Raw genomic sequence first — 26,378 nt, forward strand, 5'->3', positions numbered from 1 at the left:
GCGACCATCGCGAGCAAGCTCGCTCCCACAGGTTTTGCGTCGTTCACAGATGTTGTGAGCTGCACAAAGCCATGTGGGAGCGAGCTTGCTCGCGATGGCGTCTTTAGAGCCACTACAATGCTGGCTTTATTTAGATTGATAATTCGCCAATGCTTCTTCCCCCCGCTGACTGGCTACCTCAAGCCCCTTTCGAACCCCTTCATCTGGACTGGCTCACCGCCGCCGGCATTGAAGTCGCGATCCTGCGTCTGGACCGGATCGACCCGCTGATCAGCGGCAACAAGTGGTTCAAACTCGTCGAACATCTCAAAACCGCCCACCGTGCGGGCGCCGAAGGCATCATCAGTCTCGGCGGTGCGCACTCCAATCATCTGCATGCGCTGGCTGCTGCGGGCAAGCGCCTGGGATTCTCAACGGTCGGGCTATTGCGCGGGCATCCGCAGGACACGCCGACGGTCAGGGATCTGCAGGATTTCGGCATGCAACTGCACTGGCTCGGTTATGGCGGTTATCGGGCGCGGCACGAGCCGGGGTTCTGGCAACCGTGGCGGGCGCAGTATCCGACGCTGCATCCAGTGCCTGAAGGTGGCGGCGGGTTGCCGGGGGCGCAGGGTTGCGCGGCGCTGAAGGATCAAGTCAGTGAACAACTCGGCAAGCTCGGCTGGGACGACTATCACGGTTGGTGGCTGGCTTGCGGCACTGGCACGACGCTCGCTGGATTGGTGCTGGCGGAGAACGGTCAACACCCGGTTTACGGCGCAATGGCCGTACCCGACGATCACGGCGTCGCGGCCAATGTCGAGGCGATTGTCGGCGATACCGGAGGCTACGAGTTGATCGACGCCAGCCGTGGCGGCTTCGCCAAGGTCGATGCGACGTTGCTTGAGTTCATCGCACAGGCTGAACAGGCCAGCGGCATTCCCCTCGAACCGCTGTACACCGGCAAGGCTTTGCTTGCGCTCAAACAGCAGATCGAGGCGGGCCGCTTTGCCCGTGGAACGCGACTGATCTTCGTCCACACCGGCGGCTTGCAGGGCCGAAGAGGATTCGACGGCTAACCCTGGTTGCGCTTGGGCATCATCCGCAGCAGGGTGTTGTCGCCCACCACGTAATGGTGATACAGCCCGGCCAGCGCATGCAGACCGATCAGCCAGTAGCCAATCGTGCTGATCAGTACGTGCCAGTGTTCAACCTGTTTGGCGAAGGCCTTGTCTTCACTCACCAGCAACGGCAGGTCGAAACCGTAGAACATCACCTGATGGCCCTCGGCGCTGGTGATCAGCCAACCGAGGATCGGCATGCTGATCATGAACAGGTACAAGGCCCAGTGCATCAGCCGGGCCAGCATGGTCTGCCACTGCGGTGAAGCTGGGAAGATTTTCGGCGCCGGGCCGATGCTGCGGGCCAGCAGGCGAAACCACACCAGCACGAACACGGTCAGGCCGAGCATGTAATGCACTTCGCGGATCAGCGAGCGGCCACCACTGCCCTTGGGAAAGATGCCTCGCAATTCCATGCTGGCATACACCAGCACCAACAACACCAGCATCAACCAGTGCAACAGGACTGACACAGTGCTGTAGCGTGATTCGGAACTTGTCCACGGCATACGGTATTTCCTCACGGATCAGGGTCGAAACGTGCCGTTCTTGAGCGACGGCATGCTTTAACTGTAATCCGCTTTGGCCGATTTGCGCGTGTCTAAAAACTCTTTCATTGCGTGAAATCAGGGGTTTGCCCATAAAAAAACGCCAATGTCGTGCTGACACTGGCGTTTTTGTTTGCTGCAGGCTGCGTAATCAGCTGCTTTGCGGCATTTCACCGTTGGCCAGGCGCTTGTTGATGTCAGCGATCACTTCCGGCAGATCGCTGATGGTGTCGATCATGTAGTGCGGACGCGAACCTTCGAACAGCGCGTGAATGCGCTTGCGTTCGCTGGCCAGGGCGTCGCTGCCCAGTGCGCGGTAGCCTTCGTAATCCAGGCCCAGCGCGTTACCGGAGCAGATCAGCGCCACGGTCCACATCCCGGCGCGACGACCTTCGAGAATCCCCGGCACGGTGTCGTCGATTTTCACGCAGGCGGCGACATCGTCGATGCCCAGCGCAATCACATTGGCCAGAGCCTGGGCCGGCCATGGGCGGCCGTTCGGCACTTCGTCGGTGGCAACCACGTGGTCGGCGACGTAGCCGTTGGTGGCGGCCAGTGCCACGACCTTGTCCATCACTTGCTTCGGATAACCGGAGCAGGAGCCGATCTTGATTCCTTGCTGACGCAGGTTGGCGATGGTCTCCAGTGCGCCGGGAATCAGCGCCGAGTGCTCGGCGATTTTCTCGATCTGCAGCGGCATGAAACGGTTGTAGATTGCGGTGACGTCATCGTCGGTCGGAGTGCGACCGAACGCCTTGCGATAGCGCTCGGCAACCTGCGGCTGATCGCACAGGGTACGGATGTGATCCCACTTGCCCATGCCCATCGGGCCACGGGCCTCTTCGATGGAGACCTGGACATCGAATTCGGCGAAGGCTTCGACGAAGATCTGGGTCGGTGCGAAAGAACCGAAGTCGACCACGGTGCCGGCCCAGTCGAGGATGGCGGCTTGCAGCTGGGTTGGGTTGTTGTAGTTCATGTTGGTCAGAATCCTGTGTGGGCAAGGCAATTCAAATGAGAGAGCGGGTCGGTTGAATCAGATGTCGAGCACTTCCATCTCGCGCAGCACTTCACCCACCGCCGCGACGGCTTCGCGCATCTGCTCCGGGGTGACGTGGCCGATGCAGCCGACGCGGAAGGTTTCGACCTGGGTCAGCTTGCCGGGGTAGAGGATGTAACCCTTGGCCTTGACCCGTTCGTAGAAGTCCTTGAACTGATAGCGCGGATCTTTCGGTGCGTGAAAGGTCGCGATGATCGGCGCCTGAATCGCGGCGGGCAGGAAGCTGCGCAAGCCGAGTTTGCCCATCTCCTCCATCAGCGCCTGGCAGTTGGCGGCGTAACGCGCATGCCGTGCCGGCAAGCCACCTTCCTCGTTGTATTGCAGCAGCGCTTCGTGCAGCGCCGCGACCACGTGGGTCGGCGGTGTGAAGCGCCACTGGCCGGTCTTCATCATGTAGTTGTGCTGATCGAACAGGTCCATCGCCAGCGAATGGGAGTTGCCGGCGGCAGCGGCCAAAGATTCCTTGCGGGCAAACACGAAGCCCATGCCTGGCACGCCTTCCAGGCATTTGCCGGAAGCGGCGATCAGCGCATCGAACGGGACTTGCTGTGCATCCACCGGCAACGCGCCAAAGGAGCTCATGGCATCGATGATCAGGCGTTTACCGTGTTGCTCGACGACCTGGGCGATTTCCGGCAGCGGATTGAGGATGCCGGTGCTGGTTTCGCAGTGGATCAGCGCGACGTGGGTAATGTCGCCGTCGGCGCGCAGCAGGCGGTCGACGTCGGCGGCGGTGGTCGGTTCGTCTTCAGCGGTTTCAAAGGTGCTGAACGAGCGGCCCAGTACTTCGCAGATTTTCGCCAGACGCTTGCCGTAGGCGCCGTTGATCAGCACCAGTACCTTGCCGTCGCGGGGCACGAGGGTGCCGATCGCGGCTTCGACGGCGAAGGTGCCGCTGCCCTGCAACGGTACGCAGTGGTGAGTGGCGGCGCCGTTGATGATGGCCAGCAGTTGTTCGCACAGGCTGGCGGTCAGCTGATTGAAGCGGTCATCCCATGATCCCCAGTCGACCATCATCGCCTGGCGGGTGCGGGCCGAGGTGGTCAACGGGCCGGGAGTGAGCAGGATGGGTGCGGCAGTACTCATTCGTGTGTCCTCGCGATAGCGCTGTGGGATGAAGCTACGGGGCATACGTTGCAATTCGGCGGATCATCAATCAAATTGTTTGTTGTTATGCCAGCCATCAGTGAGGGTTATCCATGAACCTGTTCCAGCTCCGCGCTTTCGATGCCGTGGCCCGGGAAGGCAGCTTCACCCGTGCCGCCGCACGCTTGTTCATCAGCCAGCCGGCGGTCACCGGGCACATCAAGGCGCTGGAGGAGCATTACCAGATCACGCTGTTGCGACGGACGGCACGCCGGGTCGAGTTGACGGAGGAGGGCACCAAACTGGCGGCGATCACCCGGGCGATGTTCGGCATGGCCGAAGAGGCCCAGGCACTGCTTGAAGCCAACCGGCAGTTGCTCACCGGGCGACTTGAGGTGGCGGCGGACGGTCCGCACATGGTCATGCCGATGCTCGCCAGCCTGCGGGCGCGGTATCCGGGGATCACGGTGAATTTGCGGTTGGGCAATGCCCAGGAAACCCTGGCGGCGTTGTTGTCCGAGCACGCTGACGTGGCGGTGTTGACCGAAGTCGAGCCGCGCAAGGGCCTGCACCTGCAAGCGCTGAGCGAATCGCGGATCTGCGCACTGGTGCCGGCCGGGCATCCGTGGGCGACACGCAGTGGCGAAGTCAGGCTCAAGGAGCTGGATCAGGTAATCATGGTCTTGCGCGAGCCGAGCTCGATTACCCGGCGCACCTTCGATCAGGCCTGCGCTCAGGCGTCGGTCAACCCACGGGTGTTGCTGGAGCTGGACAGCCGTGAGGCGGTGACGGAAGCGGTGGCGGCTGAACTGGGGGTTGGCGTGGTGTCATCGGTGGAGGTCAGCCACGATCCCCGCGTTGTCGCGATTCCTATTGCGGGGGAAGGGTTGGTGAACCGGCACATGATCGGCTGCGTGGAGCGGCGGCGGGAGTTGCGCTTGATTCAGGCCTTTTTCGGATTGGCACCGGTCTGAACGAGGCTTTCGCGCACCATCTCGAGAAACGTCGCCACCACCCGCCGCGAACTCTGCTCCCGCAGGCACACCAATGTCTCGGTCAAGCGCCGGGTGCAATCGGTGATCGGCAGCGCGCAGACCCGTGAGTCCGCACCAAACTCCGCCGCCGACACCACGCCCACACCAATCCCCACGACCACCGCCTCACGCGCCGCTTCCCGGCCTTCAACCTGGATCGCCGGGCGGATGCGGAAACCGGCGCGGGCCATTTCTTCTTCCAGGGTCTGGCGGGTCACCGAACCGTGTTCGCGCAGCACCAGCGGCGTGTCGTCCAGGTCTTCCAGGCAGATTGATTCACGCTCGGCCCATGGATGATGGCGCGAGACGAATGCCACCATCGGATCGTTGCGCAACGGCACGCACAGCAAGCGATCGTCGCTGACATCACGCCCGAGCAATGCCAGATCAGCCTGATAGTTGAACAGGCGAAACAGCGATTCATCGGTGTTGCCGGTCTCGATCTTCACGCTGATCCCCGGGTAGCGCTCGCAGAACCGGGCGATCTGCGGCAACACATGCACTGGCGCGTCCACTGCCAGAATCAGGCTGCCGGTTTGCAAGGCCTGGGATTCCTGCAACAGCTCCTGGGCTTCGGCCTCGACCACGAACAGGCGCTGGGTGATTGCCAGGAGACGTTCGCCCAGATCCGTCAGACGCACCGAGCGTTTGTTGCGATGGAACAGCAACACGCCGAAGCGTTCTTCGAGTTTGCGCACCTGGTCGGAAATCGCCGGTTGCGTCAGATAAAGCCGCTCGGCAGCCTTGGTGAAGCTTCCGTGCACGGCCACGGCGTGGAAGGCTTTGAGCTGGGCGTGGGAAACAGACATTTCTGACTCCAGTAACAAGCTGAGCTTATTTGTGAAATACGATAAATCGATTTTATTTATTAAACAGTAATTGTTTTGATCCGCTCACGCCAACGCTGACTGCCCAGTCGGGCAGCGACGCTGGCCATGAGCCTGTGCGTGCAACAGCAGGACTCATCTGACCGGTATCGCCGAAGGGACGGGGTGATATCGCAGTGCTCAACAATAAAAAACACAGGCGTTTACTTAACGATTCTGCCGGCACACTCACACCCTGAGGTCAGAACCACAATGAACAAGCACATCGGCACCATTGCGCGTTGGCGCATGCAGATCTTCGCTGTCACCTGGCTCGCTTACGCCGCGTTCTATTTCACCCGCAAAGCCTTTTCGGTGGCCAAACTGGGCATCGCTGAAGACCCCACCTTCATGCTCGACAAAATGGCCATGGCCAACCTCGATGCGATTTACCTGGCGGCCTACGCCATCGGCCAGTTCACCTGGGGCATGCTCGCCGACCGCTTTGGCCCACGGGTCGTGGTACTCGGCGGCCTGCTGATTTCCGCTGCGGCGGCACTGGTGATGGGCAGTTTCGCGACCTTGCCGATCTTCGCCACCTGCATGTTGATTCAGGGGCTGGCGCAGTCCACCGGATGGTCGGGGTTGTGCAAGAACCTCGGCAGTTTCTTTCCTTCGCAACAGCGCGGGCGGGTGCTGGGGTTATGGAGTTCCTGCTACGCCTTCGGTGGATTGGTGGCGTCACCGTTCGCCGGTTGGTGGGCGTACACGCTGGTCGGCACCTGGCACGCGGCGTTCATTTCCAGTGCGGCGGTGGTCGCGGCAGTTGCGGTGTTGTTCTTCATCTTTCAGCGCAACAAACCGGAAGATGTCGGCCTGCCGGCGGTGGAACCGGAGCCGGTCATCAGTGCCGAGGAAGCGGAAGCCAACAGCAAGCTCAGTGTCTGGGAGCCGCTCAAGGAAATCCTCCGTAACCGCACGGTGCTGGTGCTGGGGCTGGCGTACTTTCTGCTGAAACCGGCGCGTTACGCGATCCTGTTGTGGGGCCCGGTGATCGTCTTTGAACAGATGCCGACGGTCGGCAAGGTCGGGGCGGCGATCATTCCTACCGCGTTCGAACTGGCCGGGCTGCTTGGCCCGATCATGATCGGCATGGCCTCGGACAAACTGTTCGGCGCCCGGCGCATGCCGGCCTGTGTGCTGAGCCTGCTGGCGCTGACCGTGACGCTCGCACTGTTCATGGGCGCCTTGCACACCGGCAGCGTGATGTTGGTAGTAGTGCTGTTGTTCGTGATGGGCCTGACCCTGTACGGCCCGGACTCGATGATCAGCGGTGCGGCCGCCATCGATTTCGGCAAGGCCAAGGCTGGCGCCACGGCGGCCGGATTCGTCAACGGCTGCGGCTCGGTCGGTGCAGTGCTCGGTGGATTGCTGCCGGGCTACTTCGACTCGGTGACGGTGTTCATCGTGTTCGCCGGTTGTGCGCTGTTCTCGGCGCTGGTGCTGATTCCGCACTGGAACAGCCGCCCGGTCGGCGTGATGGAGCCGCGTGCCTGCGTGCCCAATCGCGCCCTGACCATCAAACCCCTGCGTAACTGAAAACCCTTGCCTCGCGGCCTGCTGCGGCGTTCGCGGCAGGCTGTGCCGTGGCCGACTGACTGGAGAATGTTCATGAGACCGTTTTGGCTGGAGCAGGCCTTGAAGCTCGATACATCCGAACCGTGCCCGTCGCTGCAAGGCGAAGTGCGCACCGATGTGTGCATCGTCGGGGGCGGTTACACCGGGTTGTGGACGGCGATCATGCTCAAGCAGCAGAACCCCGAACTGGATGTGCTGCTGATCGAAGCCGACATCTGCGGTGCCGGCGCCAGCGGGCGCAACGGCGGTTGTGCGCTGTCGTGGTCGGCGAAGTATTTCACCCTCGAGCGGCTGTTCGGCGTTGAAGAAGCGGTGCGGCTGGTCAAGGAATCCGAACGGAGCATTCACGCCATCGGCGAGTTCTGCGAGCAGTACGGTGTCGATGCCGATTTCCGGCTGGATGGCACGCTTTACACCGCCACCAACCGGGCGCAATGCGGCTCGACCGATGCGGTGATTGCAGCGCTCGAGCGCAACGGCATCAATTCGTTCACCCAGCGTCCCGTTGCCGACGTGCAGCGAATGGCTGGTTCAGATAAACATCTGGAAGGCTGGTTTTCGCCGGCAGCCGCCAGTGTGCAGCCGGGCAAACTGGTGCGTGGCTTGCGCCGGGTGGCGCTGCAACTCGGCGTCAGGATCCACGAAAACACCGCGATGACCGGGCTGGAGGAGGGCCGTCCGGCGCGCATCCGGACGGCCAGCGGCACTGTGGTTGCCGACCGTGTGGTGCTGGCGATGAATGCGTGGATGGCCCGGGCTTTTCCGCAGTTCGAGCGTAGCGTGGCGATCGTCTCCAGCGACATGTTGATCACCGAACCGCGCCCGGAACTGTTGCAGGAGATCGGCCTGACCAGCGGCGTGACCGTGCTCGACTCGCGGATTTTCGTGCACTACTACCACAACACCCCGGACGGCCGGATCATGCTCGGCAAGGGCGGCAACACCTTCGCATACGGCGGTAGGATGCTTCCGGTGTTCGACCAGCCATCGCCTTACGCCGGATTGCTCAAGCACAGCCTCGACGATTTTTTCCCGGCTTTTTCAGATGTGAAGGTCGACGCAACGTGGAACGGCCCGTCGGACCGCTCGGTTACCGGCCTGCCGTTTTTTGGCCAGATGAGCGCCAGCGGCAATGTGTTCTACGGTTTCGGTTATTCCGGCAGCGGCGTCGGGCCGTGCCACATGGGCGGGCAGATTCTCGCCTCGCTGGTGCAAGGCCTCGACAATTCGTGGACGCGCTCGCCGCTGGTCAACGGGCCGTTGGGTTATTTCCCGCCGGAGCCGATCCGCTATCTCGGCTCGCTGATGGTGCGCAACGCCATTCGCCGCAAGGAGCGCGCCGAGGATCACGGGCGGCGGCCACGGCACCTTGATGTACGTCTGGCCAAATTCGCTGCCGCCGCCGGCAAGGCTGACAAGGGTTGAGCATCAGGGTGAAGGCGGGGTGCGGTTGAGCAGCCAGTCGAGCAACAGGCCGTCATCGTGCGGTTCCGGGGCCTTGCGCGCCGGGCGGGGTTGGCTGACGTCCAGGCACAGGATCGGTCGATCCGGGTCGCTGTCGAGAAAACTCACCCACACTTCGCTGCCGGCGCGCGGTAGTGCATCTCTGGCGATGCGGCCACTGGTGCCGACCATGGCAATCGCCAGCCATAACCCGTCACTGTCGGCGTTATGCGCCAGCGCAGGCCATAACCGGACGGCGATTCGTCCTTGATCGTCCAGTTGCGGCGGTTGCCCGACCGGGCCCAGTACCTGCGCCGGGTGATAGCCAGGAATGCTCGGGCGCGTTTGTCGCAACGGCGGGCGATACTCCGTCGACCAGGGCTGTGCGGTGAAATCGTTGTGATAACGACGGGGTGCAGACATCGGATCGAGAATCGACGGCTGTTGTCCCTGATGGCGCAATTCGGTGATCAGCCACTGCTCGTTGAACGCCCCCACAGGATGATCCGTGACCTGCAACAAATGGCCACTGAGCAATTGCGTGCAATCGCTGCGCCCCTGAATGCAGCGGTACTGGCAGCGCTGGCGCTCCAGCTGTCGACGACTGCGTTGATCAGCGTGGCGTTGCCCGGATGGCGGGAATCCTCGCAGGGGGATGGCGCCTGTTACCGCGTGATTGGCCGCTTCATTTTCGTTGACTGGCTGCCCGCGCTCACGGACGGTGGGTGACACCCGGGCCGTGACGGCGTCGTGACGCAGGAACAGCGTGCTGAGGGCGCAGGATCGCGGCTCGCTCTCTGGACGGAAGGGAACGGGTATCGGGGGCTGCGGCAGGTACAGGCTGTCATCGGCGAACACCACGACATGGCCATCCGGTCGGTGCTCGAAGTGATAGTGGATGCCTTCCTCCTCGCACAGTCGATGCAACAGTGCGAGGTCGGATTCGTCGTACTGGATACAGAACGGACGCGGCGGATAGTGTCCCACTGTCAGATCGAGCCGATAACCGTGCGCAGGCAGGCGATGTTCGGTGAGCAGTTGTTCGAGAATGTCCGGCACGCTCAACCGGGTGAACACCCGACGTCTGGGCTGCTGTTCCAACCTCTGCAAATACGGCACCAGCACAACGCTGTAACCGATCCGATGGGCGCCGCGATGTTCACAACTGGCGCTGTGAAGGGTGCCGTGAAGGCCATGACCTTCACTCAACTGCAGGAAGGCTGACCGATGCAGCAGGGTGGCGGGGGCGATGGCCGGGGCCAGGCCAACGACTTCTACTTCGAAACGATAGGGCCGGTTCAGGCCTTCATGGCCGCTGAAACGCAGTACCGGCAGGCACAGGCCACCTTCGATGAGGGTCAGCGTGAAGGGACTTTCCTTGTCATTGAGCATTCGGACGGGCTCTGTCGGGCAATACGGACAGCAGAGGGTACGAAACCGCGCTGCCAAATGGTCATGACAAACCGGTTTTTCAGAATCGCCCTACAAGGTGTGTAGAAGATGTCGACGCGTGACGGAATTTTTGGTCGATTGCCGACTTTAGGCCGTATAAACTTGGCGCCACGCGTCGGCCAATAGATGTCTCGGCGCCACAGATCAAGAGAGTGAGTAATGGGCGCACAGTGGAAGGTTAAACACAAAGAAGCGGCAGCCAACGCCAAGGGCAAGATCTTCGGCAAACTGGTGAAAGAAATCACCATCGCTGCCCGCAACGGTGCCGATACCGCCACCAACGCACACCTGCGTCTGGTGGTCGAACAGGCCAAGAAAGCCTCGATGCCCAAGGAAACCCTGGATCGCGCGATCAAGAAAGGCGCGGGCCTGCTGGGCGAGACCGTTCAGTACCATCGCGTGACTTACGAAGGTTTCGCTCCGCACCAGGTTCCGTTGATCGTCGAGTGCGTCACCGACAACATCAACCGTACCGTGGCGGAAATCCGCGTGGCGTTCCGCAAGGGCCAACTGGGCGCTTCCGGTTCTGTAGCGTGGGACTTCAACCATGTCGGCATGATCGAAGCTTCGCCGGACACTCCGGACGCCGATCCGGAAATGGCCGCGATCGAAGCCGGTGCCCAGGATTTCGAGCCGGGCGAAGAGGGCGCGACCCTGTTCCTGACCGACCCGACCGACCTGGACTCGGTGCAGAAAGCCCTGCCGGAGCAAGGCTTCACCGTACTGTCGGCCAAGCTTGGCTATCAGCCGAAGAACCCGGTCAGCGGCCTGAGCGACGAGCAGATGGCTGAAGTCGAAGCATTCCTCGAAGGCCTCGACAACCACGACGACGTGCAGGACATGTTTGTCGGTCTGGCTGGCTGATCTGTCGAGTCAGTAACACTGCAATCGCGAGCAGGCTCGCTCCCACATTTGATCTGAGTCGTCCCCCAATACCGGGTCGATACAATTCGAGTGTGGGAGCGAGCCTGCTCGCGATTGACCGCGTAGCGGTCATTGCTGTTCTAGCACCTCAACGACTTCGCTGAATCCCGGCCGCGCCAGCACATCCGGCTGACAGCAGCGCTGTTCCAGCGCCTCCAGCCGCTCACGCCGATCCGCGCTCAGACCCGAGTCGATACGCGCCAGCAATTCCCCCAGCAAAATCCCGAACGCCCGCACTTCGATGCGTTGCAGCGCGCGGGTTTCCGGATTGTCCGTCGTGGCATGGAAAGACGCCGCACCAAAGTCCCCCAGCAGACATTCGCCCTGATCGTTCAACAAGATGTTGTGCCCATAGAGGTCGCCATGGGTGATGCCTTGTTCATGCAGATGCTCGGCGACCGATGCAATCCCCTTGGCGATGCGCAAAGCGACGGCGGCACTGAAACGGCAGTCATCGGTGTAGATATCCCGCGAGCAGGACGCCAGGCTCGGCAACGCGGCGAGGTTGCGATAGCTCGGGTCGATCAGTTGCATCACCAACCCCTGCTGGCCATCGGGGTGATTGCCGATGCGGCCCTCGACCCGGATCAGGTTCGGGTGCAAACCGGCGGTGATGCAGGCGTTCATCTCGTGCAACGGCGAGCCGTCGCTGGTCATTTCGCCCTTGTAGAGCTTTACCGCCACCGAACGCTCAGGCTGACCGGCCGGCTGCCACGACGCCCGGGAAATCACCCCGGACGCGCCTTCGCCCAGCCGTTGCTCCAGACGCAAGGTCGACCAGTCGATCAGTGGCGTGGCTTCCAGTGCGGCGGCATCGGCCTCGGTTTCCAGCGGGTTGCCGGCGTAGGCCAGCCAAGTCAGGCTCGGCAGAGTCAGCAGCCATTGCGGCAACTCCGTCAGCTGGTTGGCGGCGATGCGGATCAGCTCCAGCCGATGGCACTGGCTCAAGGTGGGCGGCAAGGCGCGAAGCCGATTGCCGGCGAGCATGAGCTTTTGCAGGAACGGGCGTTCGCCCAGTTCGGCGGGCAGGGTTTCGATGAGGTTGTCGGTCAGGATCAGCCAGCGCAGACGCGGTGGCAGGGCAGTGCCGCTGACCCGGGTGATCCCGTTGGCCTTGAAACCGATCATGGTCAATGCCTGGCACTGGCCCAGGCACTCGGGCAACTCGGTGAACCGGTTGTCCGAGCAGAACAGCACGCGCAGATGAGGCAGGCGATGCAGGTCGTCCGGCAGGCTGCTGAGAGCGTTGCCGCTGAGGTTGAGCACTTCCAGGGTATCGGCCAGGTCGAAGATTTCGCGGGGGAACTCGGTCAAACCTTCGACCAGATCCAGCCGGGTAATGCCCGACAGCTCGCCGGCGCGTAATTGAGCAAGGGTGTGCATGTAAAAAGGTCGCTATCGAGAGGGCGCAGTGACGCCGGGAATGGCCGGCATGATAACGGCAAATCAGGGCGGTTCGCGTACTTCCGGCAATTGCCCCAGCCGGCTGCGGGTGCGAGCCAGATCGATGGCATTGCCGGCCAGGCTTTCATGCAGAGGCAGGCGCCCGAGCAATGTCAGGTGTTTGTCCTGATCGTAGAGCACGTCGATCAGGTTGATGAAGCGCTGCTGGACAGCAATCGAGCACTCCTCCAGTTCCGGCAGTTCATCGATGATCCAGTGGTCGAAGCGCCGGCACAGTTCCAGGTAATCCATCACGGCGGTGGGCTGTTCACACAAATCATTGAAGGTGAAACCGACGCGGCGGCCTTCGCATAGACGCGCCTGTAAAACCCGGTTGCCGACCGTTAGCGGCTGCGGCGCGGTATCGCGTGGCGGCAAATCCAGCGCCAGCCGTTGCGCCGGTGTGGCCGGCCACACGTAATGGCCCTGGGTGAACACTTGATGAGCGTGATTGCGCGCCTGGCTGCGGTAGTCGTGCGGGCCGCCGACTTCCATGACCTGCATGCGGGTATTGATCAGGTCGATCACTGGTTTGAACCGGGCGTGGTACAGCGGGTTGGGCAACAGCCCTTCCGGAGGATAGTTGGAGGTGACCAACAGCAGGATTCCGCGCTGGAACAGGGCCTTGTACAAACGGGTGATGAGCATCGCGTCGCCGATGTCATGCACATGGAATTCGTCGAAACACAGCACCTGGCAGTCCTGCAGCAACTCATCGAGGGTGGCGCCGAGGGCGTCGTCCTGCTCGCGATGACGGAACATGCCCTGATGCAGGCGGGCAAAGAACTCATGGAAGTGCAGGCGTTGTTTCTGCTGAATTGGCAATGCCTGGAAAAAACCGTCGAGCAACCAGCTCTTGCCGCGTCCGACGGCACCGTGCAGGTAAAGACTGGGCGGGGTTTGCGCCGAAGGGCCGAACAACAGGCCAGCCTGCTGCGCCATGCAGTCGATCACTCGCTGCTGGCTGTGGCTGAGGGTGTAGCCCTGGCCATGAGCCTTGTGCCGGAAGTAGTCGCGGATCGACTGGGCGCTGGCGCAATGGCCGGCACTGGTCAGCTTTCGTTTGCCGAACAAACGGCGTAACCCTGAAAGGCGTTGGGACAGACGCGAACGTTCGGGCGGTCGGGCGGGCACGGTGGGGTCACTCCGTCATCGTCAGGCCGGCTCCCCCCGAGCGCGGCGGCGTAGTTTAACCAGACGGATAGTTTTCCTTCCACTGCGCTTTATCGGCTTGCGACTTTGCTGGACAGCAACCTACGGCGCGTACAGGTTTTTTCAGCGAACTGGCGTGTTGGATCGCCAATCTTTCGAAACAAATCCTGCCCGGTCAATGGATCCAATCGACTGGCGCAATCGGCGTCCGTTGCTAACCTGAAACACTGTAACGACAGAGAGGCTGTCGCCATCAAGGATCGGACAGTGAATGCAGGGATGGTCTGGGCACTCCTGGGCGGGATTGTGATACCGGTGCAGGCCGCCGATCTGCAGGTGGAAGTGCGCGTCGACGTACAGCGCGGCTGTCAGTTGATCGGCCAGCAGCGCGAAGCCGGCATCGAGCAACTGGGCGTGCTCGACTTTGGCAGCACTGCGCGTCTTGATGACCCGGCCGGGCCGCTTGGAGCCGCGCTGATCAATTCACGTCTGCCGCGTCTGGAATGCAATCCGGACACACCGTATCAGTTGCGCGTCGATGGTGGCCTGCACGGCGGGACCGGTGAAGTGCGCTACATGGCAGGCGAGGCGGGTGGCAAAGCCATTCCTTACCGCTTGTATCAGGATGCCGCGCGACGGGTGCCGCTGGTGGTGAACGTGCCGGTCAGCGGGCGGGTACCGGACAGCGGTTCGGTGGAGTTGCCACTGTACGGGCGGATCGAGCGGATGGCCGAAGTCCCGCGGGTCAGCCGGTATTCGGATCTGGTCAAGGTAACGGTCACTTGGTGATTGAGCCGGGTGCAACAGGAAATCGACGTTCAATGACGAACGCAAAAGGTCGAGTGATGCCGAGGGATCAGAAGGAGTAGGGATGCAATGACAGGCAAGCACTGGCTGGTACTCGCCACAGGCGCATTGCTGTTGCTCACCGAGGACGCGCAAGCAGCGATCAACGGGCAGATTCATGCGCGGCTGATTCTGATCGCTGGCTGCGAGGTGACCAACTCAACCAGCCCCGCCAGCCCGGTGGGCGATTTCGGCAAACTCGATTTCGGCCAGCAGGGCCCGACGTGGAATGCCCCCATCAAGGCCAGCCTGGCCAATGACAGCAGCGGCAGGCTCAACGTTGCCTGCAATCCGTCGGTGACCGGGTTCACCGTGACCATCGACGGTGGCGCCCATGGCGACGGCAGCACCCGCCGTTTGAGCAACGGCCGCCAGACCATCCCCTATCAGCTGTTTCTCGATGCCTCGGGCAGCCAGAGCTACAGCATCGGCCAACAACACAATTTCGCTGTCACCAGCGGCGCGCAGATACCCATCCCGGTATTTGGCTCGGTGGTGGCGAACACCCGTGCGGTACCGGCTGGTGTCTACACCGACACCCTGACGGTGACGCTCGATTGGTAAAACGTAGAGGAAGGACACCATGCGTACGATTGCATCAAGGATAGGTTTGTCGTTGCTCGGCCTGACGCTGGCCTCCAGCGCCAATGCCGCCACCACGGTCACCGGGCAGATCACCTCCAGCCTGATCCTGACCAGCAGTTGCCAGGTCAATGGTTCCGGCGGTTCCACGGGCCTGAACTTCGGTGCCTTGAACTTTGGCACGGCCAACAGCCTGTTCACCACGGCCACCGGGCAAGTGCTGGGCGGTGGTGGCGGGGCGTTGTCGATTCTCTGTTCTGCCGGCACCACGCCGACGGTCAAGGTGCGGGCCGGTGCCCATGACGGGTTGTCGCCCGGCGGCACCCGCGCGCTGTACGACGGTGTCGCCAACTACGTGCCCTACGACTTGTACACCGATGCCGGGCACTCGCAATTGCTGGCCATCGACGGCGTGATCAACCTCGCCGCCAGCACCGGTGTGGCACAAACCGTGAACATCTACGGTCAGGCGGTGGGCAAGGCCGGGCTCCCGGCAGGCACTTATACGGACACCATTTCCGTTGAACTGACGTTCTAGTGCCATGGGCCGGCATGGCTGTGCGGCGCTGCTGGTGCTGTGCGCGGGGGCTGCGCCATTGCCGCTGGCGGCGGTGACCAGCCAGAGCTTTCAGGTCAGCGCGACGATCACACCGGGCTGTCTGGTGGTGGGGGGCGTGTCGAACTATGGCGGACTGAATTTCGGCTCGAGCTCCGCCCTGGCCACCGGCACGGTGCAAGTGGCATTGACCGGTGGCGTGCAGTTGCAATGTACGCCGGGGGTGACGCTGAACATGACGGTGGATGGCGGTCAGTACAACAGCGGCGGGCGACGAATGCAGATCAGTGGAGGCAGTGCGAAGGTGGCGTATGCGCTGTTTCGCGATGCGGCCTACAGCCAGAGCCTGGGTATCGGGCAGAGCGTGGCGGTGGCCTATAGCGACGCCAACAACATCAGCCTGCCGATCTACGGTCAGGTGCAATTGCCGGGCAATCAGCCTGGGGGGACGTACAGCGACGTGTTGCAGGTGCAGCTGTCGTGGTGATGCAAGGCACAAGGAGTGGGTTTATGGGGTTTATCACGTCACGGCCATGGCTCGTGCGTTGCGCAATGTTGCTGTGGGTTCTGCTCGCAGCGGGCAAGGCACAGGCGGCCAGTTCGGTGCTGATCTGGCCGATCGATCCGGTGCTTGAAGCCGATCAGCAGGCGAGCGCGCTGTGGCTGGAAAATCGTGGCAATGAAACCGCCAACCTGCAGATCCGGGTGTTCGGCTGGAGCCAGAACGGCTTTCAGGAGCAATACCAGAACCAGCGCGATGTGATCGGCAGTCCGCCCGTGGCGAAGATCGAGCCGGGGCAGAAGCAACTGGTGCGACTGACCCGGACGAGGGAAGTCCCGCCCGGTCAGGAACTGGCTTACCGGATCATCATCGATGAAATTCCCTCGGCCCAGCCTCCCGCCGCCGATGCGGGAAAGACCGCCGCCGCGATTCGCTTCCAGATGCGTTATTCGGTGCCGCTGTTCGCCTACGGTGCGGGATTGTGGAGCAAGGAAGACAGCACCCGTCAGCGTGATCCCAAGGGCATCGGCCTGCCGCAACTGAGCTGGCGCACGGTGGCGGTGGATGGCAAACCCTATGTGGAGGTGCGTAACCAGGGCGCGGTGCACGCGCGCTTGACCGATGTTGCGCTCAAACAGGGCGGTCAGAGCAAACCGCTGGCGGAAGGCCTGTTGGGTTATGTGTTGCCCGGGGCGGCGATGCGCTGGCCGGCACCGGGACCTGTGACGGGGGAACTGGCGGGACGGATCAATGGCGCAGCACAGGTGCAGAGCATCGCTCCGGCGAAGTAGCGATTGCGGCCTGCGGACCGGGTAGTGCGGGGCCGCCCGGCAATCGACAGGCCGGCGGGCAACAGCGGTTTCAGGAGGAACCAGTCCATTGACGGACGAAACACGCTAATGAGTCCGGGATGGGCTCGCCGTATTCAGCGTCCGTTGTGGCTTGTCACCGGCGCGTGTTGCCTGATGTTCATTCATCCATCCGAGGCCGGCGAACTGCCGCCGCCTCCCAGCGGCATGGAGGCCGTCAGCGATGCACAGTTGTTTCTGGAACTGGTGGTCAACCAGATGAATACCGGTCGGGTGGTGGCGGTGGAGCAGCGCGGCGGGCGATTGTTCCTGCCGGCCAGCGTGCTGCGCGACACCGGCATGAAGCTACCCGAGCATGCGGGCACCGAAGTCGATCTCGACGGTCTGCCGGGGCTGCACAGCGACTACGACAGCGTCAGCCAGCGACTGTTGCTCGACGTGCCACCGGACTGGCTACCGGAGCAGTTCATCGGCAATCGTGAGGTCTACCCGCGCACTCCGGCGCTGAGCAGTTTCGGCGCGTTGTTCAACTACGACCTGTACCTCAACGACACCGATGATGCCGGTACTTATCTGGCAGCGTGGAACGAGGTGCGGGTGTTCGACAGCTGGGGCACGCTGTCCAACACCGGGCAGTACCGGCGTACCTTGTCGGGGGATTCGGTCAACACCTTGAACAACGGGTATCTGCGCTACGACACCACGTGGCGCTACTCCGATGATGAACAGATGCTGACTTACGAGGCGGGGGACGTGGTCAGCGGCGCCTTGCCCTGGAGCAGTTCAGTGCGCCTGGGGGGCGTGCAGTTCTCCCGGGATTTCGCGGTGCGCCCGGACCTGGTGACCTATCCGCTGCCGCAGTTCGCCGGTGAAGCGGCGGTGCCGTCCTCGGTGGACCTGTTCATCAACGGCTACAAGTCCAGCAGCACCGATTTGCAACCGGGGCCGTACACGCTGACCAACATCCCCTTCATCAATGGCGCAGGCGAAGCCGTGGTGGTGACCACCGATGCGCTGGGTCGGCAGGTGTCGACCACCGTGCCGTTCTATGTCACCAGCAGCCTGTTGCAAAAGGGCTTGAGCGATTTTTCGGTCAGCGCCGGTACGCTGCGCCGCGAGTACGGACTGAAGGATTTCAGTTATGGGCCGGGCGTTACGTCGGGCAGCCTGCGCTATGGTCTCAGCGACACTTTTACCCTTGAGAGCCACGCCGAAGCAGCCGACTCACTGACCCTCGGCGGGCTCGGCGGCAATCTGCGGCTGGGCAATTTCGGGGTGCTCAACAGTGCGATCAGTCAGAGTCGTTTCGACGGTGATGGCGGTCAGCAACTCAGTCTCGGTTATCAGTACAGCGCCCAGCGCTTCAGCTTCTCCTGGCAACGCTTGCAGCGCCGCGACCAGTACGCCGATCTCACCGTGGTCGACAGCCCTTACATCAGCCTCAGCAAGCGTAGCGAGCAGGCGACCCTGAGCCTCAACCTTGAGCGGTGGGGCAGCCTGGGTGTCGGTTATTTCGATATCCGGGCGGCGGACGATTCCCGCACGCGGTTGCTCAACCTGAGCTGGAGCAAACCGTTGTGGCGCAACAGCAGTTTCTACCTGTCGGCCAACCGCGAAATTGGCGACGCCAACTGGGCGGTGCAGGCGCAACTGGTCATCCCGTTCGACCTGCGCGGCAGCCTGGCCATCAGCAGCGAGCGCAGCAAGACCGGGCAGACTCAACAACGCGTCAACTACAGTCGCGCCGTGCCATCCGAGGGCGGGGTGGGCTTCAACCTCGGTTACGCCAATGGCGACGGGCCTGATTATCGTCAGGCCGATGTGACGTGGCGCCTTCAGTCGGTGCAATTGCAGGCCGGTGTCTATGGTACTTCGGACGCTGAAACACGCTGGGCCGATGCCAGCGGTTCGCTGGTGTGGATGGATCACCAAGTATTCGCGGCCAACCGCATCGATGACGCGTTTGTGGTGATCAGTACCGACGGTTACGCGGATGTTCCGGTGCGTTACGAGAACCAGCAGGTCGGGCAGACCGATCGTAACGGCCACTTGCTGGTGCCGTGGAGCAGTGCCTACTACCGAGGCAAATATGAAATCGATCCGTTGAACCTGCCGGCCAACGTGCGCAGCCCGAATGTCGAACAGCGCATTGCCGTGCGCCGTGGCAGCGGCTATCTGCTGGAGTTCCCGCTGAGCCGGGTGATCGCTGCGAGCATCGTGCTGGTGGATGTGCAGCAACAGGAACTGCCCCTGGGCAGCGGCGTGCTGCATGAAGAGAGTGGCACGCGCACGGTGGTGGGCTGGGACGGGTTGGTCTACCTGGAAAACCTGCAGGCGCAGAACTCGCTGAGGGTGACCCTGGCGGATGGCAAGACCTGCCAGGCGCAGTTCAAACTTGACCTGCAACAGGATCAGGTGCCACTGATCGGGCCGCTGGTGTGTCAATGACTGGGTTGCGGCTCTGCCTGTGGCTGGCGCTGATGTTGCCGGGGGCGGCGCAGGCGCTGTGTTCAGTGGTCACCACCACGCCGGCCGCGTTCGGTACGATCAGCTCGATTGCGGTTCGCACCACTTCGCAACCCAGTTCCACGTTGAACGGCGGTTTGAGTTGTACGGGGTCGCTGTTGTCGTTGTTGGCCAACAACGACCATTTCTGGGCCACCGTAACCTCCACCCAAAGCGGATTACTCGGGCCGACCGGCGACGTCATCGGCTACACGATCTACGCCAACAACAGCACCAGTTACCCGTTGACCCGCGGTACGGCCTACGACTTCGCCCGCAACGGCATCATCGATGCGCTGGGATTGCTGGGTGGTACGGTGCCGAAAACCGTGCCGCTGTACTTCGGCACCACGATCGGCAGCAATGTGGCGGCCGGGGTCTATACCGAGACCCTGAGCATTTTCTGGAACTGGAATTATTGTTCGGGCATCGGTGTCGGCGGACTTTGCCTGGGCCGCGATATCAACAGCGGTACCACAACGCTGACGGTGAATCTGACCGTCGCTAACGATTGCACCATCACCGCGCCCAACATCGCGTTCGGCAGCGCGCCGGTGATCAGCGCGTTCACTCCGGTGACCGGGCAGACGATCAACCTGGCCTGCACCAAGGGCAGCGCCTACACCGTGGGTTTGAGCGACGGACAGAATCCGGTCAGTGTCGGCGGTCGACGGCGAATGATTTCCGGCAGCAATTACCTGGCCTACGATATTTTCAAAAGCGCCGGCACCACCCGTTGGGGCAGCGTCGGCGCGGGGCGCCGGGCCAGCAGCGATGCCGAGGTCAATCCCGGCAATGGTTTGGGCACTGGCAGCCAGATCTTCAACTACAACGCGAAAATCTACACCGACCAGACCACGCCACCCGCCGGCACCTATCTGGACAACGTGGTGCTGGATGTCGGGTTCTGAACCGGTCAGAAGCGCACAGTCTGCTTGAGGAGCTGCGCCGCCGGGGTATCGGTCGGGCTGACCATCGCGTAGTTGTAACCCTCCCCGGACCAGTATTCGGCTCGCAGATCCCCGTCGAGACGGCTACCGCGTGGCAGAAAGGTGTTTTTCGGCCCCGGAGGACGCACGTAGAAACTCACTTTGTGCCCGTCGCGATCCTCATACATCACCATCGCCGCCGGACCTTCCTCCGTGCTCAGCAGGCGACCGCTGACCGGCCGGAATCCGGCTGCCGTCAGGTCCGGCAGGCGATTGGCCTGCGTAAAGTAGCGGTCGAGCCAACGCTGCATGTCGCCGCCGCTGTCGACCTTGTAGTCCGCCGGCAGGATTCCTTGCTGGGCGATCAAACGGTACGCCTGCAAGGCATCGGTCATGGGCGCCACCGTGCGCACAAAAGTCATTTCCCGGGCTTGCCAGCCACTGACACCGCCGATGCTGACCGCTATCAGCAACACGGCTGCGCTGGCCCATTGACGGCGTGATCGATGCTTGAGCCGCTGGCGGATCAGTGCCGGGTCCAGGTCTGGATTGGCCGGTTGTTGCAGGGCACCTCCGAGGGCGGCGCGCAGGTGCTGGGCGTCCTGTTGCCAGGCGCGGATCGACGCCGCTTCGTCGGGGTGGCTGGCCAGCCAGTTTTCCAGCACACGCCGGTCGGCATCGCTGAGCTGGTGGTCGATGTACGCGTGTAAATCACGCTCGCTGGGGGGCAGGCTGATCATTTGAGTATCCGCAAGGAAGGGCTGCTGATTTCGCCGTCGCTGAGCTGGCGCAGAGCCTGGCGGGCGCGGGACAGGCGCGACATCACGGTGCCGGTGGGGACGTCGAGGATCTCGGCGACCTCTTTATAGGTCAAGCCTTCCACCGACACCATCAGTAGCAGGGCGCGCTGTTCGGTGGGCAGGCGATCGAAGGCTTGCAGGGTCGACCGGGCAATGACGGTGCGCTCTACCGAGGGTTCGGCGTCATCGCGGCCGGTGAAGAATTCGAGCATCCGGGCGTAGCGCCGGGAGCGCCGGTGCGCATCGAGGAACTGGCGATACAGGATCGAGAACAGCCACGCACGCAAATCACCCTCTGAGCGTTTGTCGCCCCAACTTGAAAGGGCACGCTCCAGGCTGGCCTGAACCAGATCGTCGGCGCTGCTGCCGTTGCGCGTCAACGACAGGGCAAAGCGCCGCAATCTGGGAATGATTTCTCTCAGTTGTTCGTCGAATTCGCTCATGAAATTCTGCTAGTCACTACGCTGTGGACTAGGAAGACGCCCGGCATTCGAGGTTATTCCACGCTCGGAAAAATAAATACCGGGCCGTGGAATAAATCCTGATGGCGTGCGTCTTGCTGATTCTTCCTACTTGTGGCCGATGGCCCTGGAGTCTTTCATGGTTGATCGCAGCTCACCGCCCGGCGGGCCACAACGCCCGCCATTGAGTGCCGCGAGCCTGGTGTTGCGTCTCGGCGGTATCGCCGTGGTGGTCGCAGCAGTGGCCGGGGCATTTGCCTACGTGCATGGCAACTTTGACCCACAACGCCTGACGCCCAAGGCATTGGTCGATGTGCTGGAAAAAAACAACGGCGTGCATCCCGGGTTTCGCCGCAATCACGCCAAGGGCGTGTGTGTGATCGGACATTTCGAGAGCAGCGGTGAAGCGCGGCCGTTCTCTGTTGCGCAGGTGTTCAACGAGCCACGCACACCGGTGGTCGGGCGATTTGCGCTGCCGGCGGGCAGTCCTTATGCGCCGGACAGCGCCGTACCGATTCGCAGCCTGGCGCTGCGTTTTACTCAAGCCAACGGTCAGCAATGGCGTACCGGGATGAACAGTATGCCGGTGTTCCCGGTCGGCACGCCCGAGGCGTTCTATCAGTTGCAGCAGGCGCAATCGCCGGATCCGGCGACGGGCAAGCCGGATCCGGCCAAGGTCCCGGCATTCTTTGCTGCGCACCCGGAAGCCGTACCTTTCCTGACCTGGATAAAGGGCGCCAAACCTTCGGCCAGCTATGTCACTGAAACCTACAACAGCATCAACGCGTTCTACCTGGTCGACGCCAGCGGCAAGAAGCAGGCCGTGCGCTGGAGCATGACGCCTTTGGCGCAGGATGCCGCAGGGGCCACGGCTGCGCAAGGCAGCGATTTTCTGGAGAAAGATCTGGTGCAACATCTGGCCGAAGGGCCGCTGCGTTTTCAGTTGAACATCACCCTGGCCAACGCCGACGATCCGGTGAATGACGCGAGCAAGGCCTGGCCTGCCGGTCGCAAAGTGCTGAACGCCGGCACGTTGGTGCTGGAAAAGACTCAGCCTCAGCTCAGCGGCGAATGCCGTGACATCAACTACGACCCGCTGGTCCTGCCCGCCGGGATCGAAGGTTCTGACGACCCGTTGCTCGCTGCTCGTTCAGCCGGCTACGCCGATTCCTACCTGCGTCGCACCAGCGAAGTCAGCCAACTGCCCGCCGCCAAACAGGAGTCGCGCCCATGAGAACGCCACCGACGCATTTCAATCCGCTGGCGCGACTGCTGCACTGGCTGATGGCGCTGATGATCATCTCCATGTTGTTTATCGGGGCCGGGATGGTCACCTCGGTGTCGGCACGGCATGAGTGGCTGCTCAACCTGCACAAGCCGCTGGGCATTGCGATTCTGTTGCTGGTGATCGTGCGCATTCTGGTGCGACTGGGCACGCGTCAGCCGCCGCTGCCGGAGGACTTGCCGGGTTGGCAGGTGATGGCGGCCAAGGCGTCGCACCTGTTGCTGTACGCCTTGATGCTGGTGTTGCCGCTATTGGGCTGGGCGATGATCAGCGCGGCGGGCGATCCGGTGATGCTTGGCCATTCGTTGCAATTGCCGTCGATCGTGCCGGCGGATGCCCAGGTGTTCGCCCTGTTGCGCAAGGCGCACGGTTATCTGGCGTATCTGCTGTTCCTGACTGTGTTGCTGCACCTGGCGGCGGCACTGTTTCATGGTTGGGTGCGCCGCGACGAGGTACTCGACAGCATGCTGCGGGGACGCAATCGCAACTGACTGCAGACGTTAATCCGGCGTGGCGAGGGAGCACATTTGCTCGCCACGTTTTTGCGGTGCCAATGTTCGCCACCAACACAGCAGCGCGATGATGTTGATGCTGGCACCGAGCCAGCAGACGCCCGGCCATCCTGCCCAGGCGTACATGGCCGTCGAGGCGATTGAGCCCAGGGCGCTGCCAATCGAGTAAAACAGCATGTAGCCGGCGGTCAGTCGGCTCTGTGCCTCTGGGCGGACGCTGTAGATCATGCTCTGGCTGGTGACGTGCACTGCCTGCAAGCCCAGATCGAGGGTGATCACGCCTAGCAACAGCGCCCACAATGAGGATTGGGTGAATGCAATTGGCAGCCACGAACCAAGCATCAGCAGCAAGGACAGGCCGCTGACCCATTGCCCGAATCCACGATCCGCCAAGTGCCCGGCTCTTGCGGCGGCCAATGCACCAGCCGCACCGGCCAGTCCGAACAATCCGATTTCGCTGTGGGAAAGCGACAGCGGCGGGGCGGCCAACGGCAAAACCATCGGCGTCCACAGGACCATGGCACTGGCGAAGGTCAGCAGGGCCAGAATCGCCCGTTGCCGCAACACCGGTTCTTCCTGGAACAGACGGAAAACCGAAGCGATCAGTGCGATGTAAGGTGTGGTCGGTTGTGGCTTTTCATCCTTGGGCAGCACGCGCAAAAGCAGCAATGCCATGATCAGCGTCAGCCCCGCCGACAGCAGATAAATTGCCCGCCAGCCGGCCAGATCCGCCATCCCGCCTGCTACGGTACGCGCGAGCAGAATGCCGACCACGATGCCGCTGGTGATCACCCCGACAACTTGCCCGCGCCGGGCGGGAATGGCCAGCGTCGCGGCATAGGCCACCAGTACTTGAGTCACGACGGCGAGCAAACCGGTCAGGGTCATGCCGATCAGCAGCCAGGCGCTGCTGGTTGCCATCGCGATCATCAGCAATGCTGCGGCGGACAGGAACGTTTGCGTAACAATCAAACGTCGGCGGTTGAGCAGATCGCCCAGTGGCACGAGCAACACCAGTCCGACGCCATAGCCGACCTGGGTCAGTGTGATGACGATGCCGATGCTCGCGGGCGACAGGTTGAAAGTTTCGGCCATGGCGTCCAGCAGCGGTTGTGCGTAATACACGTTTCCCACTGCCAGACCGCAGGCAATGGCAAACAGCAACACCGCGCCGCTGCCGAGTGTTTGAGCTTTCATGTCCCGATTCCTTTTCAGGTTTTAAATTAAAACTGGATTGACGGTAAGTAATCTGGTTTTGTTTTGCAACCTGAATGGGTAAAAGCGCAGCGCAAAAAAAAGATCGCAGACAGGCTGCGATCTTTCATATGGCGAAAAACAGGGGGGGGATCAGCGCAGGGTGTCGACCATGTCTGCAATGGTGGTCAGCACGTCTTTGCCCAATTGTTTCGAGCGTTGGCCCGACCAACCGGTGAGCGGGTTTGGCGCGTCATCGTGATCCTTGAACGGCATTTCCAGGGTCAGCGCCAGGCAGTCGAACTTCTGGCCAACGCTGTTGCAGGCCAGGGTCATGTTGGCCTGACCCGGTTCGTCGCGGGTGTAGCCGTACTTGGTCTGGAAGTCTTTGGTGGTGCGTTTCAGATGGCTGCGGAAGTGCTCTTCGAGTTTCTCGATCCGCGGGGTGTAGCCCGGATTACCTTCGCAGCCGGCGGTGAATACGTGGGGAATTTCTTCGTCGCCATGTACGTCGAGGAACAGATCGACGCCGTACTTTTCCATCTGCTGCTGTACGAAAAGGACTTCAGGGCTGACTTCCTGACTGGCGTTCTGCCAGGCGCGGTTCAGATCCTGGCCCATCGCGTTGGTGCGCAGATGACCGTGGAAGGCACCATCCGGGTTCATGTTCGGCACCAGGTACAGATCGGCGCTGGCCAGGAGTTTGTTCAAGACCGGATCGTTGTGATGCTCCAGACGCTCGATCACGCCCTCCATGAACCACTCGGCCATGTGCTCGCCCGGATGCTGCTGGGCGATGATCCAGACCTTGCGACGGCCTTCGGCGCCGGTGCCTTTGCGCAGAAGCTGAATATCACGGCCTTCGACGCTCTTGCCGGTGGACAGCAGTTCGGTGCCGGCCTTGGTCAGCGCTTGTTCGATCAGCCAGTCATGGCGACCACGGCTGTAGGGTTCGAAGTAGGCGAACCAGGCGTGAGTCTGCTCGGCTTCAAGGCAGAAGCGCAGGCTGTCGCCTTCGAATTGGGTCGGGATGCGGAACCAGTTGACGTGGTCGTAGGAAGCGACGGTCTGATAGCCGGTCCAGGCCTTGTTGTAGGAGGACTGGCTGGCGTTGACCAGGCGGAACCAGTGTTCCTGATGGACATGCAGGCCGCTGGCCTTGAAGTGGAACCACTGGAAATGGGCGCTGCGGGTATCTGGCCGAATCGCCAGAACCGGGCTGAGCGGGTTGCTGATGTCGATGACTTGGATGTTGCCGCTGTCGAAGTTGGCGCTGATGTCGAACGAAGATTTGGCCACGGTCATAATCGGTTCCTGAATATGATTTTTATGGCGGCTACTTTACACGCAAGGCAGGGGTGAAACCGAGGGAAATTGCGGGGTGTGGCGGGGGGCGTCTTCCATGACGCGGATGCAGCTTAGTAGCTGTGCGATTGATTCTCAAGTGCTAATTGGCATTACTTTTCCCCAATGCGGACGGGGTTCTCTTGCCAAGCGATATTCTTTTGATATTATCCGCGCCATCGAATTTGCAGCACCTAAAGACTTCATTAGCCTGAAGCCACAAGCCAGAAAACTGGCAAAAAAAAGACCCGGCAAAAAGCCGGGTCAAAAACCGTGATTAGCCTGATGAGGAGATAGTCCAGAAGACCGACCTAAGGTCTCTGGTCCATCGACTGATCTCGCGACCAGTTGCTTGCAATAATAATCA

At 61.9% G+C, this 26,378-nt stretch carries 26 protein-coding genes; 15 read left to right on the forward strand and 11 right to left on the reverse strand.

Annotation, left to right across the window (positions count from 1 at the left end):
* Nucleotides 1-149 precede the first annotated feature (149 nt).
* Nucleotides 150-1,058, forward strand: a complete 909-nt coding sequence (locus tag ACW9HX_RS18225) for a 1-aminocyclopropane-1-carboxylate deaminase/D-cysteine desulfhydrase (RefSeq protein WP_457381657.1) — start codon at nt 150-152, stop codon at nt 1,056-1,058.
* Here ACW9HX_RS18225 and ACW9HX_RS18230 read toward each other — a convergent pair.
* The 3 genes from ACW9HX_RS18230 to ACW9HX_RS18240 form a co-directional block, all read right to left on the reverse strand.
* Complete coding sequence (locus tag ACW9HX_RS18230; protein WP_457381658.1) at nt 1,055-1,609, reverse strand: cytochrome b; 555 nt, start codon at nt 1,607-1,609, stop codon at nt 1,055-1,057. The two genes, ACW9HX_RS18225 and ACW9HX_RS18230, sit on opposite strands and share 4 nt — an antisense overlap.
* Nucleotides 1,610-1,799: 190 nt before the next feature.
* Entirely contained in the window at nt 1,800-2,627 is an 828-nt protein-coding gene (gene phnX / locus ACW9HX_RS18235; RefSeq protein ID WP_115078526.1) for a phosphonoacetaldehyde hydrolase, read from the reverse strand.
* A 57-nt stretch (nt 2,628-2,684) separates the two neighbouring features.
* On the reverse strand, nt 2,685-3,794 hold the full coding sequence (locus tag ACW9HX_RS18240) for a 2-aminoethylphosphonate--pyruvate transaminase (protein ID WP_457381659.1): 1,110 nt from the start codon (nt 3,792-3,794) through the stop codon (nt 2,685-2,687).
* 113 nt (nt 3,795-3,907) lie between these two features.
* On the opposite strand from ACW9HX_RS18240, the gene ACW9HX_RS18245 reads away from it, so the two are divergent.
* On the forward strand, nt 3,908-4,768 hold the full coding sequence (locus ACW9HX_RS18245) for a LysR substrate-binding domain-containing protein (protein ID WP_248743230.1): 861 nt from the start codon (nt 3,908-3,910) through the stop codon (nt 4,766-4,768).
* Here ACW9HX_RS18245 and ACW9HX_RS18250 read toward each other — a convergent pair.
* Nucleotides 4,738-5,637: a LysR family transcriptional regulator gene (locus tag ACW9HX_RS18250; protein ID WP_457381660.1), complete on the reverse strand. Its 900-nt coding sequence runs from the start codon at nt 5,635-5,637 to the stop codon at nt 4,738-4,740. The two genes, ACW9HX_RS18245 and ACW9HX_RS18250, sit on opposite strands and share 31 nt — an antisense overlap.
* Before the next feature lie 270 nt (nt 5,638-5,907).
* Here ACW9HX_RS18250 and ACW9HX_RS18255 point away from each other — a divergent pair, with 270 nt between their 5' ends.
* Together ACW9HX_RS18255 and ACW9HX_RS18260 are read left to right on the forward strand one after the other, a co-directional pair.
* Nucleotides 5,908-7,233 (forward strand): MFS transporter, encoded by a 1,326-nt coding sequence (locus ACW9HX_RS18255; protein WP_457381661.1) that lies wholly within the window; start codon nt 5,908-5,910, stop codon nt 7,231-7,233.
* A 66-nt stretch (nt 7,234-7,299) separates the two neighbouring features.
* Nucleotides 7,300-8,697, forward strand: coding sequence for an FAD-dependent oxidoreductase (locus ACW9HX_RS18260; protein WP_457381662.1), 1,398 nt, complete (start codon nt 7,300-7,302; stop codon nt 8,695-8,697).
* 3 nt (nt 8,698-8,700) lie between these two features.
* Here ACW9HX_RS18260 and ACW9HX_RS18265 read toward each other — a convergent pair whose 3' ends face one another.
* On the reverse strand, nt 8,701-10,107 hold the full coding sequence (locus tag ACW9HX_RS18265; protein WP_457381663.1) for a type VI secretion system Vgr family protein: 1,407 nt from the start codon (nt 10,105-10,107) through the stop codon (nt 8,701-8,703).
* A 219-nt stretch (nt 10,108-10,326) separates the two neighbouring features.
* Between ACW9HX_RS18265 and ACW9HX_RS18270 the strand changes: the two genes are divergently transcribed.
* Nucleotides 10,327-11,031 (forward strand): YebC/PmpR family DNA-binding transcriptional regulator, encoded by a 705-nt coding sequence (locus ACW9HX_RS18270; protein WP_007951538.1) that lies wholly within the window; start codon nt 10,327-10,329, stop codon nt 11,029-11,031.
* 129 nt (nt 11,032-11,160) lie between these two features.
* Here ACW9HX_RS18270 and ACW9HX_RS18275 read toward each other — a convergent pair whose 3' ends face one another.
* Nucleotides 11,161-12,474, reverse strand: a complete 1,314-nt coding sequence (locus tag ACW9HX_RS18275; RefSeq protein WP_457381664.1) for a leucine-rich repeat-containing protein kinase family protein — start codon at nt 12,472-12,474, stop codon at nt 11,161-11,163.
* 63 nt (nt 12,475-12,537) lie between these two features.
* Nucleotides 12,538-13,668, reverse strand: coding sequence for a cell division protein ZapE (gene zapE / locus ACW9HX_RS18280; protein ID WP_457381665.1), 1,131 nt, complete (start codon nt 13,666-13,668; stop codon nt 12,538-12,540).
* 297 nt (nt 13,669-13,965) lie between these two features.
* Between zapE and ACW9HX_RS18285 the strand changes: the two genes are divergently transcribed.
* The 7 genes from ACW9HX_RS18285 to ACW9HX_RS18315 all read left to right on the forward strand — a co-directional run bounded on the left by ACW9HX_RS18285 (nt 13,966) and on the right by ACW9HX_RS18315 (nt 20,397).
* Complete coding sequence (locus ACW9HX_RS18285; RefSeq protein ID WP_457381666.1) at nt 13,966-14,475, forward strand: Csu type fimbrial protein; 510 nt, start codon at nt 13,966-13,968, stop codon at nt 14,473-14,475.
* A gap of 87 nt (nt 14,476-14,562) precedes the next feature.
* A complete protein-coding gene (locus tag ACW9HX_RS18290; RefSeq protein ID WP_457381667.1) occupies nt 14,563-15,096 on the forward strand; it encodes a Csu type fimbrial protein in 534 nt (177 codons plus the stop codon).
* Nucleotides 15,097-15,115: 19 nt separating this feature from the next.
* Nucleotides 15,116-15,652, forward strand: a complete 537-nt coding sequence (locus ACW9HX_RS18295; protein ID WP_457381668.1) for a Csu type fimbrial protein — start codon at nt 15,116-15,118, stop codon at nt 15,650-15,652.
* A gap of 4 nt (nt 15,653-15,656) precedes the next feature.
* Entirely contained in the window at nt 15,657-16,157 is a 501-nt protein-coding gene (locus ACW9HX_RS18300) for a Csu type fimbrial protein (RefSeq protein ID WP_457381669.1), read from the forward strand.
* A gap of 23 nt (nt 16,158-16,180) precedes the next feature.
* The gene (locus ACW9HX_RS18305) at nt 16,181-16,963 is read left to right on the forward strand and encodes a fimbrial biogenesis chaperone (protein ID WP_457381670.1); all 783 of its coding nucleotides are present in this window, start codon (nt 16,181-16,183) and stop codon (nt 16,961-16,963) included.
* A gap of 108 nt (nt 16,964-17,071) precedes the next feature.
* On the forward strand, nt 17,072-19,429 hold the full coding sequence (locus ACW9HX_RS18310; RefSeq protein WP_457381671.1) for a fimbria/pilus outer membrane usher protein: 2,358 nt from the start codon (nt 17,072-17,074) through the stop codon (nt 19,427-19,429).
* Nucleotides 19,426-20,397, forward strand: a complete 972-nt coding sequence (locus ACW9HX_RS18315; protein ID WP_457381672.1) for a Csu type fimbrial protein — start codon at nt 19,426-19,428, stop codon at nt 20,395-20,397. The genes ACW9HX_RS18310 and ACW9HX_RS18315 overlap by 4 nt, the downstream gene beginning before the upstream one ends.
* Before the next feature lie 5 nt (nt 20,398-20,402).
* On the opposite strand, the gene ACW9HX_RS18320 is transcribed toward ACW9HX_RS18315, so the two are convergent.
* A complete protein-coding gene (locus tag ACW9HX_RS18320; RefSeq protein WP_457381673.1) occupies nt 20,403-21,155 on the reverse strand; it encodes an anti-sigma factor family protein in 753 nt (250 codons plus the stop codon).
* Complete coding sequence (locus ACW9HX_RS18325) at nt 21,152-21,658, reverse strand: RNA polymerase sigma factor (protein WP_457381674.1); 507 nt, start codon at nt 21,656-21,658, stop codon at nt 21,152-21,154. Before ACW9HX_RS18325 ends, ACW9HX_RS18320 begins: the two co-directional genes overlap by 4 nt.
* Before the next feature lie 157 nt (nt 21,659-21,815).
* On the opposite strand from ACW9HX_RS18325, the gene ACW9HX_RS18330 reads away from it, so the two are divergent.
* Nucleotides 21,816-22,910, forward strand: a complete 1,095-nt coding sequence (locus ACW9HX_RS18330; RefSeq protein WP_457381675.1) for a catalase family peroxidase — start codon at nt 21,816-21,818, stop codon at nt 22,908-22,910.
* Nucleotides 22,907-23,452, forward strand: coding sequence for a cytochrome b (locus tag ACW9HX_RS18335; protein ID WP_457381676.1), 546 nt, complete (start codon nt 22,907-22,909; stop codon nt 23,450-23,452). Before ACW9HX_RS18330 ends, ACW9HX_RS18335 begins: the two co-directional genes overlap by 4 nt.
* A 9-nt stretch (nt 23,453-23,461) precedes the next feature.
* On the opposite strand, the gene ACW9HX_RS18340 is transcribed toward ACW9HX_RS18335, so the two are convergent.
* Together ACW9HX_RS18340 and ACW9HX_RS18345 are read right to left on the reverse strand one after the other, a co-directional pair.
* A complete protein-coding gene (locus ACW9HX_RS18340) occupies nt 23,462-24,670 on the reverse strand; it encodes an MFS transporter (RefSeq protein WP_457381677.1) in 1,209 nt (402 codons plus the stop codon).
* Nucleotides 24,671-24,820: 150 nt separating this feature from the next.
* Nucleotides 24,821-25,972: a M14 family metallopeptidase gene (locus ACW9HX_RS18345; RefSeq protein ID WP_457381678.1), complete on the reverse strand. Its 1,152-nt coding sequence runs from the start codon at nt 25,970-25,972 to the stop codon at nt 24,821-24,823.
* A gap of 97 nt (nt 25,973-26,069) precedes the next feature.
* Between ACW9HX_RS18345 and ACW9HX_RS18350 the strand changes: the two genes are divergently transcribed.
* Nucleotides 26,070-26,288, forward strand: coding sequence for a hypothetical protein (locus ACW9HX_RS18350; protein WP_457381679.1), 219 nt, complete (start codon nt 26,070-26,072; stop codon nt 26,286-26,288).
* Nucleotides 26,289-26,378 lie beyond the last annotated feature (90 nt).

It is taken from the genome of Pseudomonas sp. SDO52101_S400 (assembly GCF_054071635.1).